Source organism: Parapedobacter flavus, from assembly GCF_035818675.1.
GTDB classification, from domain to species: Bacteria; Bacteroidota; Bacteroidia; order Sphingobacteriales; family Sphingobacteriaceae; genus Parapedobacter; species Parapedobacter flavus.
In genome coordinates, this window is record NZ_JAYKZZ010000001.1 from 820412 (window position 1) to 839362 (window position 18951).

The 18951-nt window shown below is 49.9% G+C and carries 20 protein-coding genes; 5 read left to right on the top strand and 15 right to left on the bottom strand.

What is annotated here, in order from left to right; translation table 11 throughout:
• Positions 1-6: 6 nt before the first annotated feature.
• The 4 genes from U9S71_RS03350 (at position 7) to U9S71_RS03365 (ending at position 5994) form a co-directional block, all read left to right on the top strand.
• The gene (locus U9S71_RS03350; RefSeq protein WP_326325228.1) at positions 7-3117 is read left to right on the top strand and encodes an efflux RND transporter permease subunit; all 3111 of its coding nucleotides are present in this window, start codon (positions 7-9) and stop codon (positions 3115-3117) included.
• Between the two features lie 47 nt (positions 3118-3164).
• Positions 3165-4466: a TolC family protein gene (locus U9S71_RS03355; protein ID WP_326325229.1), complete on the top strand. Its 1302-nt coding sequence runs from the start codon at positions 3165-3167 to the stop codon at positions 4464-4466.
• A gap of 92 nt (positions 4467-4558) precedes the next feature.
• A complete protein-coding gene (locus tag U9S71_RS03360; protein WP_326325231.1) occupies positions 4559-5425 on the top strand; it encodes an N-acetylglucosamine kinase in 867 nt (288 codons plus the stop codon).
• 50 nt (positions 5426-5475) lie between these two features.
• Positions 5476-5994 carry a glutathione peroxidase gene (locus U9S71_RS03365; RefSeq protein WP_326325233.1) on the top strand — a complete coding sequence of 173 codons (519 nt, stop codon included), beginning with the start codon at positions 5476-5478 and terminating at the stop codon, positions 5992-5994.
• A gap of 6 nt (positions 5995-6000) precedes the next feature.
• On the opposite strand, the gene U9S71_RS03370 is transcribed toward U9S71_RS03365, so the two are convergent.
• A complete protein-coding gene (locus tag U9S71_RS03370) occupies positions 6001-6579 on the bottom strand; it encodes a thymidine kinase (RefSeq protein ID WP_326325235.1) in 579 nt (192 codons plus the stop codon).
• Positions 6580-6695: 116 nt separating this feature from the next.
• Between U9S71_RS03370 and U9S71_RS03375 the strand changes: the two genes are divergently transcribed.
• Complete coding sequence (locus U9S71_RS03375; protein ID WP_326325237.1) at positions 6696-7718, top strand: DUF8457 domain-containing protein; 1023 nt, start codon at positions 6696-6698, stop codon at positions 7716-7718.
• 17 nt (positions 7719-7735) lie between these two features.
• Here U9S71_RS03375 and U9S71_RS03380 read toward each other — a convergent pair whose 3' ends face one another.
• The 14 genes from U9S71_RS03380 to U9S71_RS03445 all read right to left on the bottom strand — a co-directional run bounded on the left by U9S71_RS03380 (position 7736) and on the right by U9S71_RS03445 (position 18885).
• Entirely contained in the window at positions 7736-8749 is a 1014-nt protein-coding gene (locus U9S71_RS03380) for a hypothetical protein (protein ID WP_326325238.1), read from the bottom strand.
• Positions 8733-9293, bottom strand: coding sequence for a hypothetical protein (locus tag U9S71_RS03385; protein ID WP_326325239.1), 561 nt, complete (start codon positions 9291-9293; stop codon positions 8733-8735). Before U9S71_RS03385 ends, U9S71_RS03380 begins: the two co-directional genes overlap by 17 nt.
• Before the next feature lies 1 nt (position 9294).
• Positions 9295-9852 (bottom strand): RNA polymerase sigma factor, encoded by a 558-nt coding sequence (locus tag U9S71_RS03390; RefSeq protein ID WP_326325241.1) that lies wholly within the window; start codon positions 9850-9852, stop codon positions 9295-9297.
• Between the two features lie 146 nt (positions 9853-9998).
• Complete coding sequence (locus U9S71_RS03395; RefSeq protein ID WP_326325242.1) at positions 9999-11198, bottom strand: aspartate aminotransferase family protein; 1200 nt, start codon at positions 11196-11198, stop codon at positions 9999-10001.
• 20 nt (positions 11199-11218) lie between these two features.
• Complete coding sequence (locus tag U9S71_RS03400; protein WP_326325243.1) at positions 11219-11695, bottom strand: hypothetical protein; 477 nt, start codon at positions 11693-11695, stop codon at positions 11219-11221.
• A 2-nt stretch (positions 11696-11697) separates the two neighbouring features.
• Complete coding sequence (locus U9S71_RS03405; RefSeq protein ID WP_326325244.1) at positions 11698-12396, bottom strand: hypothetical protein; 699 nt, start codon at positions 12394-12396, stop codon at positions 11698-11700.
• 33 nt (positions 12397-12429) lie between these two features.
• Positions 12430-12975, bottom strand: coding sequence for an RNA polymerase sigma factor (locus tag U9S71_RS03410; protein ID WP_326325245.1), 546 nt, complete (start codon positions 12973-12975; stop codon positions 12430-12432).
• A 30-nt stretch (positions 12976-13005) separates the two neighbouring features.
• On the bottom strand, positions 13006-13959 hold the full coding sequence (locus tag U9S71_RS03415) for a transketolase family protein (RefSeq protein ID WP_326325246.1): 954 nt from the start codon (positions 13957-13959) through the stop codon (positions 13006-13008).
• A gap of 109 nt (positions 13960-14068) precedes the next feature.
• Positions 14069-14914 carry a transketolase gene (locus tag U9S71_RS03420; protein WP_326325248.1) on the bottom strand — a complete coding sequence of 282 codons (846 nt, stop codon included), beginning with the start codon at positions 14912-14914 and terminating at the stop codon, positions 14069-14071.
• Between the two features lie 87 nt (positions 14915-15001).
• Complete coding sequence (locus U9S71_RS03425; RefSeq protein ID WP_326325249.1) at positions 15002-15688, bottom strand: arylesterase; 687 nt, start codon at positions 15686-15688, stop codon at positions 15002-15004.
• The gene (locus tag U9S71_RS03430) at positions 15688-16242 is read right to left on the bottom strand and encodes a NifU family protein (RefSeq protein WP_326325251.1); all 555 of its coding nucleotides are present in this window, start codon (positions 16240-16242) and stop codon (positions 15688-15690) included. The genes U9S71_RS03425 and U9S71_RS03430 overlap by 1 nt, the downstream gene beginning before the upstream one ends.
• A 66-nt stretch (positions 16243-16308) precedes the next feature.
• Positions 16309-17652, bottom strand: a complete 1344-nt coding sequence (gene purB / locus U9S71_RS03435; RefSeq protein WP_326325252.1) for an adenylosuccinate lyase — start codon at positions 17650-17652, stop codon at positions 16309-16311.
• A gap of 80 nt (positions 17653-17732) precedes the next feature.
• Positions 17733-17933 carry a hypothetical protein gene (locus tag U9S71_RS03440; RefSeq protein WP_326325254.1) on the bottom strand — a complete coding sequence of 67 codons (201 nt, stop codon included), beginning with the start codon at positions 17931-17933 and terminating at the stop codon, positions 17733-17735.
• A 31-nt stretch (positions 17934-17964) separates the two neighbouring features.
• Positions 17965-18885, bottom strand: a complete 921-nt coding sequence (locus tag U9S71_RS03445) for an SDR family oxidoreductase (RefSeq protein ID WP_326325255.1) — start codon at positions 18883-18885, stop codon at positions 17965-17967.
• Positions 18886-18951 lie beyond the last annotated feature (66 nt).

Below are 18951 nucleotides of genomic sequence, written 5' to 3' on the forward strand. Positions count from 1 at the left end.
AAGCGCATGAGTCTCTCCACCACCAGTATTAAAAGGCCGGTTCTCACCATTGTGATGAACCTGATGCTGATTTTATTCGGCGTGATCGGATACACATTTTTGGGTGTCCGTGAATTTCCATCCATCGATCCGCCGATTGTGTCTGTACGGACCAACTACGCCGGGGCCAACCCCGATATCATCGAATCGCAGATTACGGAACCGCTGGAGCGATCGATTAATCAAATCGATGGCATTCGCAACATATCGTCATCCAGTAGCCAGGGCTCCAGCCGTATTAACATCGAGTTCGTGTTGAGTAAGGACCTCGAAGAGGCGGCCAACGACGTACGCGATAAGGTTTCGCAGGCCATGCGTGGCTTACCACAGGATATCGATGCGCCACCAGTGATATCCAAAGCTGATGCCGATTCCGATCCCATCATCGTGATGACGGTGCAAAGCGAGTCGCGGACTCCGCTCGAACTTGGCGAAATTGCCGATAATGTGATTGCCCAGCGTATGCAAACCCTGCCCGGGGTGAGTTCGGTCCGGATATGGGGCGAAAAGCGCTATGCGATGCGCTTATGGATCGATCCGCTGCGGCTGTCGGCGTACGGCCTTACCCCATTGGATGTGCGAAATGCCCTGAACCGCCAAAATGTAGAGTTACCCTCGGGCAAGATCATGGGAGAGAACACCGAGTTGGCGATAAAGACCGTAGGGAACCTGACCACCGAGGAGGAGTTTAATAACCTGATTATCCGGTCCGAGGGCGATCGGATTGTCCGGTTTGGCGACATCGGCACCGCCGTGCTGGGCCCGGAGAACCTGAAGAGCGAGTTTAGGGAGTCCAATTCCATCATGGCGGCGATCGCCATTGTGCCCCAACCCGGCACCAATTATATCGATATTGCCAATGTGTTTTATGAGCGACTCGAACAGCTCCGAAACGAGGTGCCCTCCGACATTGTGATGGATGTGGCGATAGATAATACATTATTTATCAAAAAGTCGGTTACCGAAGTGGCCGAAACCATCGTTATCGCCCTGATATTGGTCATCCTGATTATTTTCCTGTTCTTCCGCGACTGGGCCATTGCGTTCCGGCCGTTGATCGATATACCGGTATCGTTGATTGCCACGTTTTTCGTGATGTATCTGTTTGGCTATTCTGTCAACGTGTTGACGCTGTTGGCGATCGTACTGGCTACCGGATTGGTGGTCGACGACGGAATTGTGGTTACCGAGAATATTTACAAAAAAGTGGAAGAGGGCATGTCGCCGATTATGGCGGCAATCAAGGGAGCAAATGAGATTTTCTTTGCCGTGATTTCCATCTCGGTAACGTTGGCTGCCGTGTTCTTGCCGGTGATGTTTATGGAGGGCTTCGTGGGGCGGTTGTTTCGAGAGTTCGGGGTGGTCATCGCTGCGGCCGTATTGATTTCAGCATTCGTATCCTTATCCCTCACGCCCATGCTCAATGCATACTTGATGCGCAAGGGAGCGAAGCATTCGTGGTTTTACACGGTTACGGAGCCCTATTTCGTGAAGATGACGACGGGCTATGCTAACTCATTGCGACGTTTCATGCGGGCCAAATGGGTGAGTTTTCCCATTTTGGCGGTTTGTTTTGCCCTTATCGCATGGTTCTGGGTGCATTTGCGTAAAGAGACCGCGCCGTATGAAGACCGTAGCCTGTTGCGGGCCAGTATCACGGCACCCGAGGGTAGCACATTTGAATACATGGACCGTTTCATGCTGGAGCTGATTGAATTGGTGAACGACTCCGTTCCGGAGAAAGCAGTGAACATGGTCAACACGTCGCCGGGGTGGGCAGGGACCGGATCGGCCAATACCGGCCGGATGCGCATCGGTTTGGTACCCCCTGAAGACCGGGAGCGTTCGCAAGACGAGATAGCGGAAGCATTGTCACGGCAAACCGGCCGGTATACCGAGGCGCGAACATTTATCTCCCAACAACCCACCATATCGGTAGGTAGGCGAGGGGGGATGCCCATCCAATACATTATCCAAGCGCCTAATTTTGGAAAGCTGGAGGAGAAAATCCCCGAATTTATGGATAAAGCTACGGCCGATCCCACCTTTGCCAATGTGGATGTGGACCTCAAATTCAATCGACCGGAGCTCAATGTCAGTATTGATAGAGACAAGGCCCAAAGTTTGGGCGTTTCCGTACTGGATGTTGCACAAACCTTACAGCTTTCGCTGAGCGGGCAGCGGTTTGCGTATTTCCTGATGAACGGTAAGCAATACGAGGTGATCGGTCAGTTTTCTGACCAGGACAGAAGCTCACCGCTCGATTTGGCCACCATTTTCGTGCGGAGTAGTACCGGTGAGCTGATCCAGTTGGACAACCTCGTTAATATGGTCGAACAAAGCAGTCCGCCGCAGCTGTATCACAATAACCGGTTTATGTCGGCCACGGTTTCCGCATCGCTGGCGCGGGGGCAAACCATCGAAGATGGTATCAATGCCATGGATCGTATTGCGGATGAGGTACTCGATGATAGCTTCTCGACCGACTTAGGCGGGGAATCCCGCGATTTTAAGGAAAGTAGCTCAAACGCACTGTTTGCTTTTGGTTTGGCCCTATTACTGGTCTATCTCATTCTTGCCGCCCAGTTTGAAAGTTTTCTCGACCCCATCATTATTATCCTTACCGTACCCATGGCGGTAGCCGGTGCGATGCTTTCGCTATGGCTAACCGGGCAATCGTGGAATGTTTTTAGTCAAATCGGTACCGTGATGCTCATTGGGCTGGTCACGAAAAACGGGATTCTCATCGTTGAATTTGCCAACCAACTCAAAGAGCGCGGCAGACCGGTTCGGCAGGCGATTATCGAAGCTGCGGAGGCGCGGCTCCGCCCCATCCTCATGACGAGCTTGGCCATTTCCCTGGGCGCATTGCCCATTGCGATGGCCTTTGGCGCAGCGGCCACTAGCCGTGTCGGAATGGGGGTGGTTATCGTGGGTGGTACCCTGTTTTCGCTGATACTTACCTTATATATTATCCCAGCTGTGTACGCGATGTGGTCGCGCGAATACAAACCCAATGCTGATTTGGAAGAAGCCAAACGTGTGGAAGAAGTAATGGCTGGTGAACATTCGTTATGAACCGAGAGGTTCGAGCCCTCATCGGCCAATAAAAGAAAAATAGTTAGATGAAACGACTGATTATTGTTGCGTTGTTTTGTATTCCCTTACTGGGAATAAGTCAGCCGGTGCTTACCATGGAAGAGGCGGTAGCTATTGCACTGGAGAATAATTACGATATCCGGTTGGTAGCAAAAGACGCCGATGTAGCCATCAACAATGTGCACATCGGGAATGCCGGTATGTTGCCATCGGTTAGTGGCGATGTCTCGGCAGCAGCAAGTATCCAGAATACTACGCAGACGCTGCTGAGCGGCGAAACCCGTGCACTGCGTGGGGCCCGAAGCCGGTCGATGGCGTATGGCGTGAGCTTGGATTGGACCATTTTCGATGGGCTTCAGATGTTTACCCGCTATGATCAACTCAAAGCCATGCGGCAATTGGGTGAGGCCGACTTGAAAGCCGCCATTTTATCGACCGTATACGAGGTGGTAAGCGGATATTTCGACCTGGTGCAGCAACAACAGCTCATCAAGGCCACGCAGACCGCTTTGGAATTGTCTGCCTTTCGCCACGAAACGGCCGAAAACCGGTATCAGATTGGTCGAGCTTCCAAACTGGAAGTATTGGCGGCCAGCGTAGACCTGAACACCGATACCACCAATTTACTGCGCCAGCGCGACCTTTATCGAACCACCCAAATTAGGCTCAATGAGTTGCTGGCGCGGGATGTAAGCACGGATTTCAGTGTTGCCGACACCATATTAATTGCTAGCGACCTTCACTACGAATCGTTGGCGGAACAGGCAAAACGGCTGAACCCGACCTTACAGTCGGCCTTGGTAAACCATCGGATCAGTCAGTTGGAATTGAAGCGTGTGAAAGGCGAGCGGTATCCTGTGGTACGGGTTTCTTCGGCCTATACCCGATCCCGCTCCGCCGCAGAATTGGGTTTTTCCACGCAATCGCACAACAACGGACTCAACTATGGTATTTCCGCGTCGATGAATATTTTCAACGGGTTTTTACAGCGGAGAAACGAGCGGAATGCCGAATTGATGCTGGATGCCGCCGAAATCGAGGTGGATAAAATCGAGGAGCAAATCAATGCGCAGCTGCTGGCGGCATACCAAACGTATTTGATGAACCTGGAGCTGGTGCGACTGGAAGAGCGGAATAAAGACATTGCCAGGGAGAATATGGACATTACGCTGGAAAAGTTTAAGCTGGGAAGTATTGCTCCGGTGGAGTTCCGTGAAGCGCAGCGTAACTTTGTGGATGCTAGCACCCGCTACAGCACCGCGCAGTACCAGGCGAAGTTGGCCGAAATAACGTTAAAGCAGATCGCTGGCGTACTCGAGGCAGATTGAGCCCTTTTATTTCCCGGCGTTATTGTTGCATATGAACGCAACTTTAGCTAAATTTGATATCCCGAATTGAGCTATACAATAAAGATAATTCAATGATATTAGTAGCAGATAGCGGTTCATCGCAGTCGGATTGGATGCTGGCACTGCCCGATGGCAAGCGGCTGTCATTTACGACGAAAGGGTTGAACCCTTTTTTTGTGAATGAAAAGGATATTGCGAAGATTATCCAGAATGCAAACGAAATCCTTCCCCACGCGGAGCAGGTAACGGAAGTTTATTTTTTCGGGTCGGGATGCACCAGCCCCGATCGGCGCGAAATGGTTTCCAATGCGCTGTCACAGTTGTTTTTGAACGCATTTATTTCGGTGGAAACCGATTTGGTGGGCGCCGCCTATGCCACCTGCGGGAATAGGAAAGGTTATATCGCAACACTGGGTACCGGTTCTGACGTTAGTTTTTTCGATGGTGAGGAGGTGCTCCCTACCCAACAGGGGATTGGTTATGTACTGGGCGACGAGGGCTCGGGTGTGTGGTTTGGAAAGCAACTGATTACTCAATTTTTGTATGGAGCCATGCCTGCCGACCTTTCAACCGAGTTTGCGGCTAAATACCGGCTCAACAAAGAAATTGTTATCAAAAACGTATACCAGCGTGCTACGCCCAATGCTTACCTCGCTTCATTTGCCCTATTCATGGCGGCATACAACGACCACCCCTTCATAGATGAGCTGCTCAGAAAGGGCTTTACCGACTTCATTACGACCAATATAAAGCCGTTTCCGGATCACGGCGACTATGTGTGCCATTTCGTGGGGTCGATAGCTTATTTTTTCATCGAGCAATTGCGGGAGGTATGTGAGCAACGTGGTGTGAAGATGGGTAAAGTGTTAAGACGCCCGATTAATGAGTTATTTAACCACATTATCCAGCGCGAGAAAGACTACGAAATACACGCTTGAGTATAGCAACGGTTTTAGCAACAAGAAATATAACATTAAATTTTTAACACATGAAAGTAGCTATGTTAATAATGGGCGCGATGATGATGGGTGCTGCACCAGCAGACAATGTATACCAATTTACCGTCACATCGATTGATGGAAAGGAAATCAATCTCTCCCAGTTTGAAGGGAAGAAATTGTTGTTGGTCAACACTGCTTCAGAATGTGGTTTTACCAAGCAGTACGCCGGGCTGCAGGCGCTCGCAGAAAAATACGGCGACAAGGTGGTGGTGATTGGTTTTCCCGCAAATAACTTCGGCGGGCAGGAGCCCGGAAGTAATACCGAGATCAAAGGGTTTTGCGAAAAGAACTTTGGTGTGACGTTTTTGCTGGCCGAGAAAAGCAGCGTCAAAGGAAAAGATATATCGCCGTTGTTCGCGTACCTCACCGCTGAAGAAAATCCCGATTTTACGGGTGAAATCAAATGGAATTTCGAAAAATTCCTGATCGACGAACAGGGGAGCCTCATTCATCGTTTCCGCTCTAAGGTAGAGCCCATGAGCGACGCCATTATCAGTAAGCTGTAACAGCGCTCAATTCGACTTAAAGAAGCAGGTACGGCAACGCGGCTCATAGCTGTCTTTTTCGCCAACAAGCAACTGCTGGTCGTCTTCCGTAATTCGGTAAGAATAGTTGGCCGGTGCGCCACAGCGCACGCAGACAGCATGTACCTTAGTTACGTGTTCGGCAATAGCCATGAGGGCTGGTACCGGGCCAAAGGGCTGTCCTTTGAAATCCATGTCCAAACCGGCTACGATTACCCGAATCCCCGCATTGGCTAATTGCGTGCATGCATCCGGCAACCCGTCGTCAAAAAACTGTGCTTCGTCGATACCAACCACCTTGGCAACGCTTCCCAATAGCACAATGGCCGACGAATGATTTACCGGGGTAGACGGTATGCTATTACTGTCGTGCGAAATGATGTCCGTATCGTGGTACCGGGTGTCCATAGCGGGCTTGAAAATCGCTACCGGTAACTTTGCCAGCTGCGAGCGCCGCACCCTACGGATCAGTTCCTCGGTTTTGCCCGAAAACATCGACCCGCAAATCACTTCAATGCTCCCATAGGATGTTTGTCTGTGCACCAACCGATCTTCTGAAAAAAGCATACGATGTATCGTTGTTATATGCGGAAACACAATTAATTGTCGCCACGAAGCCCGCTAATATCAGAATTAAATGTTAATTTTGAGTCATCATTTTATCGGCATTACGTTTTAATAGCATGGCAACAAAACAGCAGGTTTTAGGGAAAATAGCAGATTTACTCAAGGATATTAACAACCAATTTGACAATTTGGAAAACGATACGGTAGCGGGAGATGGTTTGAAGACCGATCTTTTTGAGGCTACGGTAACTTATTTTGCGGCGAATGTAGCTGTATATAATAAATTGGAGAAAGCCGAAAGCGGAGCATTGGAAGAACCAATACAAGAGGTGGAGGACAATCTTGAAGACCCGTCTGACGTTGATGGTGACACGGAGACCGATGTAGATACCGAAACGGCGGATTCGGACGAAATTGTTTTCACACCGGGTACTGAAGATGCGGAAACCGATACCTCACCGGAGGGCGAAAGTGAGGTGGATGAAATTGAGGTGGATGAACCGGAGATCGATACGGATGTTCCAAGCGATAGCGGCGACGGCGCGTATGATGAAGGCAATGACGAGGGCGATGATGAGCCAGTGGATGATAACGATGATGACATTACAACTAATGCAGCTGATGAGGTAGCAGAAGCGGCAGCCGCACCTCATCGTGAACCTGTGGTGGAAGAAGCAGAAGTCGAGGAAGAAAGTGAAGCAACGGAAAGCGAAGATGAAACCATTGCAGAAGAGGTTGTAATCGAACAAAAAGCCGTTGAAATCGATGCTGTTGATACACCGTCGACTTCTTCAGCCGATGACGAAAAACCGGCACGGCCACTCTCGCTCAACGAACGCCTTTCAGCGCAGCGGAAGGCCGGCAGTGCCAATCCGTTAATGGCCGCTCAACATGATGGTGAACGGATTTCGGACATCAAATCGGCTATCAGCTTAAATGATAAATTGCTCTTTATCAAAGATCTTTTTAATGGCTATAGCCTAGCCTATAGCGAAGCGATCGAATTGCTGAATAGGTATGACGATTTTGTGTCTGCCGACGGTTTCTTGCAGTCGAACTATGCTCAGAAAAACAATTGGGCCAACAAGCCGGAGACCGTCGATAAATTGTATGCGATCCTGCGGAAGCGATTCGGCTAGTTGTTGATCTTTTCTCGTTATTTTACACTCACCGCACCGTATCGTACGCTGACGCTCACGTCAGTATCCGCCGCTTTGTTCCAATAACCGGTGTAGCTGGCTGACGTATGGCTTTCGGCCTTGCTGTCGATATGGATACGGTTGTGATCATAATCAAACTTCCCATAGCTCACTGCAACGTCAAAATGGAAAGCGGCATCGCTCAATGGCCTAATGTGGATATTGGAGTAGGCTGCAGCTACACTCGCTTTCTGCACCGAACTGCTAAGACCCATTTCAAACCCGCTGCTGTACCGCAGGCTGATATCGGCTTGCCGGTTGATTTTTCCGATTTTCCCACCGCTGGAATAATTCATCGCCAACGTGAGTTTTTCGGTTTCGGATAAGGTGAACCCACCATAGCGCACACTTACGGACCCTTCATTCAGGTACTCAACATCTGCTGTCGAATAGGCTACTGATAAGGAATTGTTCAAACCATTCAATTGACCGGCATGCAGACTCCCGTAACTGACAGATACGTCAACGCGGCCATCGCGATCGGACAGTTCAATGGCGCCATATCGGTTGGCGAGGACCAGTTCATTTTTCTTGGGCAAATAGATGTCGTAGTCTACGCGCAAGGTACGGTCGCCCACACCGCTCGTCAATATAGACCACCAATTCGAGTCGCTCGACTCAATAACGGTTTCGAAGGAGATGTTACCGCCGGAACGGGATTCATCGATGCGTACGCGATCTAGCGCTTCCAGGGCCTGCCGCTCGGAGTTTTCAGCGGTACGCACGGTGACGATGACCTTGACTTCGCTTTTTGCCCAATTGTGGGTGGTGATTTTACCATACCGGTTATCGACGCTAACGGATTGGCGGCTATTGATCGGATAGGAATATTCGGTTACTCGTTCTTTTTGAAAGATAAAATTTGCGAGGGCGATTTTTTGTGCCAGCGGCTCGCGCTCGTGATCGATGGGAGCGAGATGCGACAATGGCAGCATCGAGAGTGCGATATAAACCTTAAATCTGTTCTTCATGGGTTTGGTTTTTTGAGTCCCTGATATCATTCAATACATCCAATTGCTGGCTGAGTATATCAATTTGGGCTTGCAGGTTGCGTATCATGGCTTCTAATGTCAGCTCTCTATTTGGGCTTTTAGGGAACTCTTGTTTCAATACATCGTAATTTGATTCCATTTGATCGATCACCTTCGAAAATTCGCCATATAGCGCGGGGTTCGATGCCGCGATATAAGCAATCGAATCTTTCTTTTGAATGACCAATTGGGCATATATCTGTTGTTCTGCGGCTAAATCGGGATTTACCTTGCTATAGTCGAGGTAGGCCGCTCTTTTTCCGTATAAGTAAATCAGCATACCAACCGTGCCCACGAGAAACGTGACGGCCGCAACTTTCAATACGTGCATAATCCATACACGCTTTCGACCTCGTGTTTCGGTTTTTTGGGGGGTCCGTTCATCCAGCGCGCCGGCAATCTCTTGCCAAAGGTGTAGGGGCGGGGTGGCCTCGTCAAACGCCTCCCTATTTTCTTGAATGAATGATTTCAAGTCCTTTCTCATGTCAGCTCCCATGCTTGTCCATTCCGTTTACTAAGTAATCCAGTAGCCTCCGCTTTCCCCGGAGGTACTGGCTCCGTGACGTCGCTTCGCTGATGCGTAGGATATGGGCGATTTCCTCGTGGTCATATCCTTCCAATAGATACAGCGTGAGCACTAACCGATACCCGTCGGGTAGTCGACTGATCGCCTGTTTGATGGTGGCCACCTGCAGTTCGATGTCGTTCTCACCATCTTCTTCATTTGCCGGCTCTTCACCAACCTCAAGCGGTTGCAATTCCAGTTTCCGTTTGCGCAACGTTGATATCGATTTGTTTATCACGATTTGCTTCATCCAAAGACCGAATGTGCTCTCTTGACGGAAACTATCCAAACGGGCGAACGCATCAATAAACGCTTCTTGCAACACATCGGCGGCTTCAGCCTCATCTTGTACGATACGCAGGGCGGTATTATACATTGTTTTCGCGTATAAATTATACAATTTGAATTGCGATTGGCGGTCGCCCTGTTTGCAGGCCACTACCAGTCCGTGATGCTTATCAGTGAATGAGGCTTCCAACGCGTTTTCTTAATATGATGCTTTTAGTTACGCAATTTCATCAGTTCTCCTATTCGCTTCCTTTCCTTTTGTCTAATAGACGTGGGTAACCCGGCCAATGTTGCATCATCGGTAAAATAAGTGAGCAGTATTTGAATGCCTTAGGCTTAGGACTTGCGACCGTCACCGTGGTCGAGGGCGTTAAGAATGATTTGGCAGGCCTTGGCGATATCGTCATCGCTGATAACGAGCGGCGGCGAAATACGCAACGCTGTTGCACAATGCAAAAACCAGTCGATAATAACCCCATTGTCTGCACAGTATTTACTCACACTCGCTACCTGTTCGAACGTGTCCAGCTGGATGCACAGCATAAAGCCGATTCCACGAATTTCGCGGATTGAGGGGTGCTGTAGGTGTTGGCGGAAGAGCTGGGCTTTCCGTTCAATATCATCGATAAGGTGTTCGTTGAGGATTACGTTGAGCGATGCCAATGCAGCCGCACAACTGACCGGATGGCCGCCAAAGGTGGTGATATGGCCCAGCATAGGGTTGTCTTTGATCACATCCATCACCGTTTTATTGGCCACGAATGCGCCGATCGGCATGCCGCCACCCATGCCTTTTGCCAGGAGCAAAATATCCGGTTCGATGCCGTAGTGTTGAAACGCGAATAGTTTGCCGGTGCGACCAAAGCCCGTTTGGATCTCATCGAAAATGAGTAAAGTACCCGTTTCATCGCAACGCTTACGCACCGCATGCATATAAGATTCATCGGGTACGCGTATGCCGGCCTCACCCTGCACCGCTTCTAGGATAACGGCAGCGGTGGAAGTATCGATTTTCGCGATGTCGCTGTGGTTATTGTAGCGGATGAAATCGATTTCCGGTAGTAGGGGCGCGTAAGCTTGACGGTACGCTGGATTTCCGATAAGGCTCAAGGCGCCCTGAGTGCTGCCATGGTAGGCTTTTTCGGCAGCGAGGATTCGGCGCCGACCCGTAAATTTCTTAGCGATTTTCATGGCACCTTCGGTAGCTTCCGTGCCCGAATTGGTGAAATAGACCGAGCCAAAACGCTCGGGAAGGACCGCAAGGAGCTGAGTTGCCAGAGCTACTTGCGGAGCTTGTACAAATTCGCCGTATACCGTTACATGCAGAAACCGTTCTAATTGGTTGGCTATGGCCTCAAGTACTTGCGGATGTCGGTGGCCGATATTGCTTACGGCAAAACCGGAGACCAGATCGATGTATCGCTTGCCGTCCGGGCCATATAGGTATACCCCTTCTGCGCGGTCTATTTCGATAAGTCGGGGTGAATTAGAAGTCTGGGCGGTATTCGCGAGAAAAAGCTGCCGATTACTAAGCATATGCAAAGCTACGGAATATTTTACGGACGGCCGCGATCGCGCCGCCGTTCCTGCAATTCGCGGAGTAGGTAATTCCGGAATTCCTCTTCGACCTCAAAGAATCGCGATGCCCGGGCTTGGCCAACAACCGCGGCAAAGCGTTTCCGGTACGTTTTTTTTACCTCTAGCTCCTTGGCATCGAAAGCAAGGACATCCCGATCAGTGCGGTTAAAACTGGCGCCGGGTATGGCGTTGTTCTTCAATTCGGATTTGCCACTGAGCCGCCTTGTTGAACGCCTTTCTTGCTTCAGCTTGTAGATTTCCTTGTGGTATTGATTATACACCGGAAAGAATTTTTGGGCTTCAGACGGGGTTAGGTTCAGCGCCTTGGTGATAAACGCGATTTTCTCCGCCTCTATTCGCTCAAAACGCTCGGCCCTGCTTTCCTGTGCCACGGCTATGGTGACAGGCAGCAACAGCGCTAATGCGATGAGATGAAATGATTTTGCGACGGTCATTGCTACAACGTATGATTAAGGTATGCTTCAATATCTTCGTCGCTAATCCCTTCGCCAATGCTTTGTACATCAAAGTCGTCAAGCTGTTCGGAGATATAAATCATATCGTTTGGCGGGCCATAAAGCTCCAGGTAATCGACGATTTGCTCATCCGGTACCGATGCCAACGGGCTTTTGGTTTCGGATGTATTTTGAGCGATTCTGAACATGCCGATTAATCCCAATACCAGCGCTATACTGGCCGCAGCGGCATAAGCCACCCATTTTGGGCGACGGAGTGTACGGACGGGTGGAGCGACTTGGTAGGTCTTTCGTTTAATCCGGTGCGGCAGCGCGTAGAAGTAGCGCTCAGGCACGGTAAACCCGGTGTCGGTTACGCGTTCGTTGATTTTACAGATAGCACCCAGCTGTTGTTCCGATGCACTGAAATAATTGTCTGGGACAACGAACCCCGATTCATTCACGGTAGCTTTCAATGCCTGTTCGGCGATTTTAGCGGTTATGCTATCCGCTAACTGCTCAAAATAACCATCAGGAATACCGAATGCTTTTGGGGGAATGTCTGCGTTTTTACACGTTTGGATGGTCCGGAGGTGCAAGTTTTCAAAGTAACCATTTGGCACGGTATACGGGTTCGCACGCCATACCTCGGGCAGTTTGCCGGAAACATCGACGTGGTGGTATGTGTGTTTTTCCTTCATGGTACTCCTTAGATGTTTCTGTTACGTGAAGGTTTAATCGTTTTCTTCAAAAAAATGGGCTATTTTCTTTACCGCCAGGTGGTACGACGCTTTTAGTGCCCCTACGCTGGTGCCCACAATGTTAGATATCTCCTCGTATTTCAAATCATCAAAATATTTCATGTTAAACACCATGCGTTGTTTCTCCGGCAGCGTGATCAATGCCTGCTGTAGTTTCAGCTGCGCTTCGTCGCCGTTGAAATATGTCGTGTCGGTTAGCGTTTCAGCTAGATATGCAGAACTTTCATCGTCGAGCGATACTTGATGCCGCTGTTTCTTTTTATTGAGAAACGTGATGCACTCATTGGTTGCAATGCGGTATAACCAGGTATACAACTGCGCATCTTCCCGGAAGTTCTCCAAGTTCTTCCATACTTTGATAAATATATCCTGAACTAGATCGTCGGCATCATCGTGATCGATGACCAAACGCCGCACGTGCCAATAGATTTTTTGCTGATATTTTTTCAGGAGCTGCCCAAATGCGTCATCCCGCGTGTGCTTATCCGCAAAACTTGCCAGTATCTGAGCGTCTTCCATATCGTATGTGCGGCGTTCGTGCTTCGAATTCTACTTCCGTTTGAGCACACGCTGTACGGCAGCCACAATATTGGCGGCATTTAGTCCGTATTTTTCCATGAGTTGGGCCGGTGTTCCACTTTCGCCAAAGCTGTCATCCACGGCAACGTATTCTTGTGGCGTTGGATTGTTTTTTGCCAACACCTGTGCAATACTGTCGCCAAGCCCACCAAGGCGGTTATGCTCTTCGGCAGTAACCACGCATCCGGTCTTTGCTGCCGACTTCAATACCGCGTCTTCGTCCAGCGGCTTGATGGTGTGAATATTGATGATTTCCGCATCGATCCCCAGCTCCGCCAACTGCTCGCCGGCTTGGATGGCTTCCCATACTAAGTGGCCGGTGGCAAAGATGCTTACATCGGCACCCTCGTTCACCATCCACGCCTTGCCAATCTCAAACTTTTGGTCTGGATCCGTAAAGATGGGTACAACCGGCCGGCCGAAGCGGAGGTAAACCGGGCCGTGGTGGTCGGCGATGGCGATGGTGGCCGCCTTGGTCTGGTTATAATCGCACGGATTGATGACCGTCATCCCCGGCAGCATTTTCATCAGTCCGATGTCTTCTAGGATTTGGTGGGTCGCACCGTCTTCACCCAGCGTCAAACCCGCATGCGATGCGCAGATTTTCACATTTTTATCGGAGTATGCGATCGATTGACGGATTTGGTCGTAAACGCGGCCGGTGGAGAAATTAGCGAACGTGCCCGTATAGGGGATCTTCCCGCCAATGGTCAACCCCGCGGCGATGCCCATCATATTAGCTTCTGCGATACCGATTTGGAAAAAACGTTCCGGAAATTCCTTAATGAAGTCGTTCATCTTGAGTGAGCCGACTAAATCGGCACAAAGTGCTACGACATCATCATTTTTTTTGCCTACTTCCAATAATCCCGCGCCAAAACCTGAGCGAGTGTCTTTTTTATCTGTATATGTGTATTTTTTCATCTAATGAAATTTGTCCTTTATCGGTGATGAAGCTTGCACAAATTAACTATTTCCTTTTGTTTATGGCAATTTATGCAGGTTTCATTCGTCTAACGTCTAGTGTCTGAAATCAATAATCTCCCATTGTTTCTTCCAATTGGGAAAGCGCTGAAGCCAGTTGCTCATCATTAGGTGCTACGCCGTGCCATTTGTGCGAGCCCATCATAAAGTCTACGCCGTTCCCCATTTCCGTTTTCATGAGAATCATGACCGGTTTACCTTTCCCGGTACGCGATTTGGCTTCGGCCAGTCCGGCCAATACCTCGCTCATTACATTGCCGTTCATCTCGAGCACGTCCCAGCCGAACGCTTCCCATTTGGCTTTCAGATTGCCTAGCGACAACACTTGGTCTGTAGCCCCGTCGATCTGCTGGCCGTTGTAATCGATGGTGGCGATAAGGTTGTCCACTTTGTTATGGGGTGCATATAAAGCGGCCTCCCAAATCTGGCCTTCCTGCTGTTCGCCATCACCCATCAGCACGTATACCAAACGGTCGTCGTTGTTGAGTTTTTTGGCCCGGGCAGCTCCGATAGCCACAGAAAGCCCCTGGCCTAACGACCCCGATGCAATCCGTATGCCCGGCAGCCCTTCGTGTGTGGTGGGGTGCCCTTGGAGCCGTGAATCGATTTTACGGAAGGTAGCTAATTCGCTTACGTCAAAATAGCCCGACCGGGCCAACGTACTGTAAAATACGGGTGAGATATGTCCGTTGGAGAGAAAAAATAAATCCTCGCCAATACCATCTATATCGAATCCGGATTTCCGCTCCATGGTACTGAAATACAGCGCCACGAAAAAATCTGTACAGCCAAGCGACCCGCCGGGATGTCCCGATTGGCAAGCGTGGACCATCCGGACGATGTCTCGTCTTACTTGTGATGCAACTCGTTCTAATTTGGTGATTTCTTCGCTCATTATAAAAAAGGGATTATTAACGATTTTGGCGCTAAAGTTAAGGATTAATTATGAGATTTCAGCCCCCAATTCGGAGCGTTGCATGCTTCAGAGTAACGGCTCCAGCACCTCCCATACATGCTCAGCCAGGATTTGGTGGCCTTCCTCGGTGGGGTGAATCCCATCTTGTTGGTTCAAATCGGTTTCGCCGGCCACATCGGCCAATAGGAAGGGTACAAAGGCCATGTCGTTTTCCTCCGCCAGTGCGGGGAATATCGCCGTGAATGCTTTTCCATAGTCGCCGCCCATGCTAGGTGGCACCATCATACCGGTAAGCACCATTTTGCAGTCGGGATACTGCGTTTTTACTTTATCGATGATCTCTTGTAAGTTGGTGCTTGTTTCTTGTGTGGGTATGCCCCGTAGCCCGTCGTTAGCGCCCAACTCCAACACAAAGATGTCGACCTTCTCACGGAGCAGCCAGTCGATTCGCTCTTTTCCCGCCGCGGTCGTCTCACCGCTCAATCCGCCGTTGATGACCCGATAGGGGAGAGCAAGTGAATCTATCCACTGCTGGATAATACCTGGAAAGGCGAGTTCTTGGCTTTCGAGTCCATATCCGGCCGTTAAGCTGTTTCCGAAAAAGAGAATGTTTTTCGTCTGCTCTTTTGCCAAAGAGGTAGCCGGTTCTGGCGATGCTTTGGTAGGTTCTTTATTCGTCTGGTTGGATGGGCTACCGCAGGCAGCAACGAACAACAAGGTGCCAAAAACGATTTGCCATTTGAAATGCCTCATCACATGGCTTCAGCTACAACTTCTTGTACTTCGGGCACCATCCGCTTGAGCAGGCCTTCGATGCCGGCTTTGAGCGTGATCATGGAGGAGGGGCAACCACTGCATGAGCCCCGCAGTTCGACCAGCACCCGCCCTTCCTCGAAGGCGACATAGCTAATCGCACCACCGTCTTGCTCAACGGCTGGCCGCACATAATCATGCAAGATCTGTTGTATCTTGATTTCGGTTTCCGACCCCTCAAAGGCGACATCTTCATCCTTGTCCACTTCTTGCACTTTCAACTCCGATTCTACTGCACCTTTGACGAAGTCTTTCAAGATGGCCTCGATGTCTTCCCACTCGGCGTCCTCGGTTTTCGTGACGGTAACAAAATTGCTGGCGAAGAACACGCCATTCACGAAATTAAATTTGAAAAGTTCGCGGGCAAATGGCGACTCCTGCGCTTTTTCCCGATCGGGATAGTCCAAACTCCCATTAATCAACAGTTTGTTAACCAAAAACTTCATGGTTGCCGGGTTGGGCGTGTATTCGGTATATACGTTTATTGTTGCCATTTTCTCGTCGTTTTTTACAAAAATATCAATATTTCCCTAAAATTAGGGTCAGCGTATCGTCAAAGGTTACACGCCGGTGTAGTTCCAAGGCGTTATCGCCTTCAACTCGGATTTTATTTCCGCGCTCACATTCAGCGTCTCCACGAAAGCGGCGATGGTATCTTGGGTCACCGTATCGTTGGTACGGGTTAGCGCCTTCAACGCTTCATACGGTTTGGGATAACCCTCACGCCGCAGGATGGTTTGGATAGCCTCTGCCACCACGGCCCAATTTTGTTCCAAGTCGGTCTTCAATGCGCCCTCGTTGAGGATGAGCTTTTGCAACCCTCTTGCTGCCGACTTGATGGCGATCAACGTATGGGCTACGGGCACCCCAGTATTGCGGAGGACAGTAGAATCGGTGAGGTCGCGCTGTAAGCGTGATATAGGAAGTTTGGCAGCGAAGTGCTCCAGTAGTGCATTGGCAATACCCAAATTTCCCTCGGCATTTTCGAAGTCGATCGGATTGACCTTATGCGGCATGGCCGAAGAGCCAATTTGTCCTTTCGTAATCTTCTGTTTGAAATAATCCATCGAGATGTAGGTCCAGATGTCGCGACACATATCCATCAAAATGGTGTTGATACGTTTCAATGCATCACATTGTGCCGCGAAATGGTCGTAGTGTTCGATCTGTGTGGTCGTTTGTGATCGGTGCAACCCCAACGTATCGTTTACGAACGAATTGCCGAAGGCTACCCAGTCTACGTGCGGGTAGGCCACATAGTGCGCATTGAAATTGCCGGTGGCCCCGCCGAATTTTGCGGCATGGGGGATACCCTCAAGGAGGTGTAACTGCTGGTTCAGCCGTTCGATGAAAACCCTGATCTCTTTACCCAACCGGGTAGGAGATGCAGGTTGGCCGTGTGTGCGGGCCAGCATGGGCACCGCTGCCCATTCGGCCGCCCGTTGCTCCAATGCGGTAACGAACGCTTTGAGCTGAGGAAGGTAAACGTTGGAAAGCGCCTCCTTCCAGGCATAGGGCACCGCGGTGTTATTGATGTCCTGCGACGTTAATCCGAAATGGATGAATTCCAACGAGTCAGTCAGTCCAAGTGTTTCGAACCGGTCTTTGAGGAAATATTCCACGGCTTTTACATCGTGGTTGGTCTCCTTTTCCTTGTCTTTAATCCACGCTGCATCGGCTAAGCTGAAATTTATATAAATATCACGGAGCTTCGCGTTGAGGCTTCCATCAAAATGCTGCAATTGCGGTATGCCGCATGCTGATAACCCGATGAAATATTCTACCTCCACAAATACACGGAACTTAATGAGCGCATATTCGGAAAAATAAGCGGCTAATTCCTGGGTGGCGTGATGATAGCGACCATCTACGGGAGATATTGCGGTCAATGGTGATAACGTCATATAATTACTTTTGCGCAAAGGTAACTATTTGACGCGCGAATTGCGAAATACGGCCGCAATTTAGCCATCATATGCGACCATTACGGAAAAGATGGACTTGCCATCGAATCGGTCGTACGCGACGTGTCGTCCATGGTGTCCCAAGTCGCCGAATCATTTGCAACCGAGTCGCCGAACAGCGAATCGGCTCCCTCCGTATCCTCGCGGTTGCCGTTCATGTTTCCACAAGATGCCATTCCGATCAAAAGCCCAAAGGCTAATACTAATCCCAACGTTTTCATATTCTTTTTTTAATTTGACGTGATGTGTTCATTATATCGTGATCCGTCCTCCCGTAACAGGAAGCGTGGCGCCTGAAATGTAATTCGCCTCCTCGGAGGCGAGGAAGACATAAGCCGGCGCTACTTCTGCCGGCTGCCCGGGGCGCCCAAATGGTGTGTTTTCGCCGAAATGCTCATGATCCGGTATGGTCGATGGAATCAGTGGCGTCCAAATCGGACCAGGTGCCACGGCATTTACCCGGATGCCTTTCCCTTGTTCCAAAAGCAGTTGATTAAGGTTGGACGTGAAATTTTGAATGGCAGCCTTGGTCGCTGCATAGGGCAACAAGGTAGGGTTGGGCTCGTAGGCGTTTACCGACGTGGTGTTAATGATGCTTCCACCAGGAGGCATGTGCCGTTCCGCGGCCTTGCAGAGGTAAAACATACTGTGCATATTTACCGCAAACGTCTTTTCCCATTCCCATGCGGGTATGTCTTGTAATTTTTCGCGAGACATCTGGTAGGCGGCATTATTGACTATGATGTCGATTTTGCCAAACTTATCGACCGCCGTGTCGATGATTTTCTGACAATGGGTTTCGGAGCTAATGTCGCCCTTCACGGCGACAGCCTGGCGCCCTGCTTCTTTAATATGTTTTACCGTATCTTCCGCATCTCGGTCCTCTACATCGTCTAGGTAACAGATGAGCACATCGGCTCCTTCGCGGGCGAAGGCGATGGCAACGGCTTTACCAATACCCGAATCACCGCCAGTAATAATCGCCGCTTTGCCTACCAATCGATTTTTGCCGCGGTACGATTGTTCGCCGTGGTCGGCTTTTGGGTTCATGGCACTTTCGGTGCCGGGCACATCTTGCGGGGCTCTTGGAAAGGGTGGCTTTGGGTATTTGCTGACGGGATCTTCACCGGACCCCGCTGTCCCCTTGTTTTGTTTGTTCGTTGCTGAAGGCATGTTTAATACTATTTGGTTGCGTTACATTGCAAAGGGGCTAACAATTCGATTTACTGATGGTTTGAG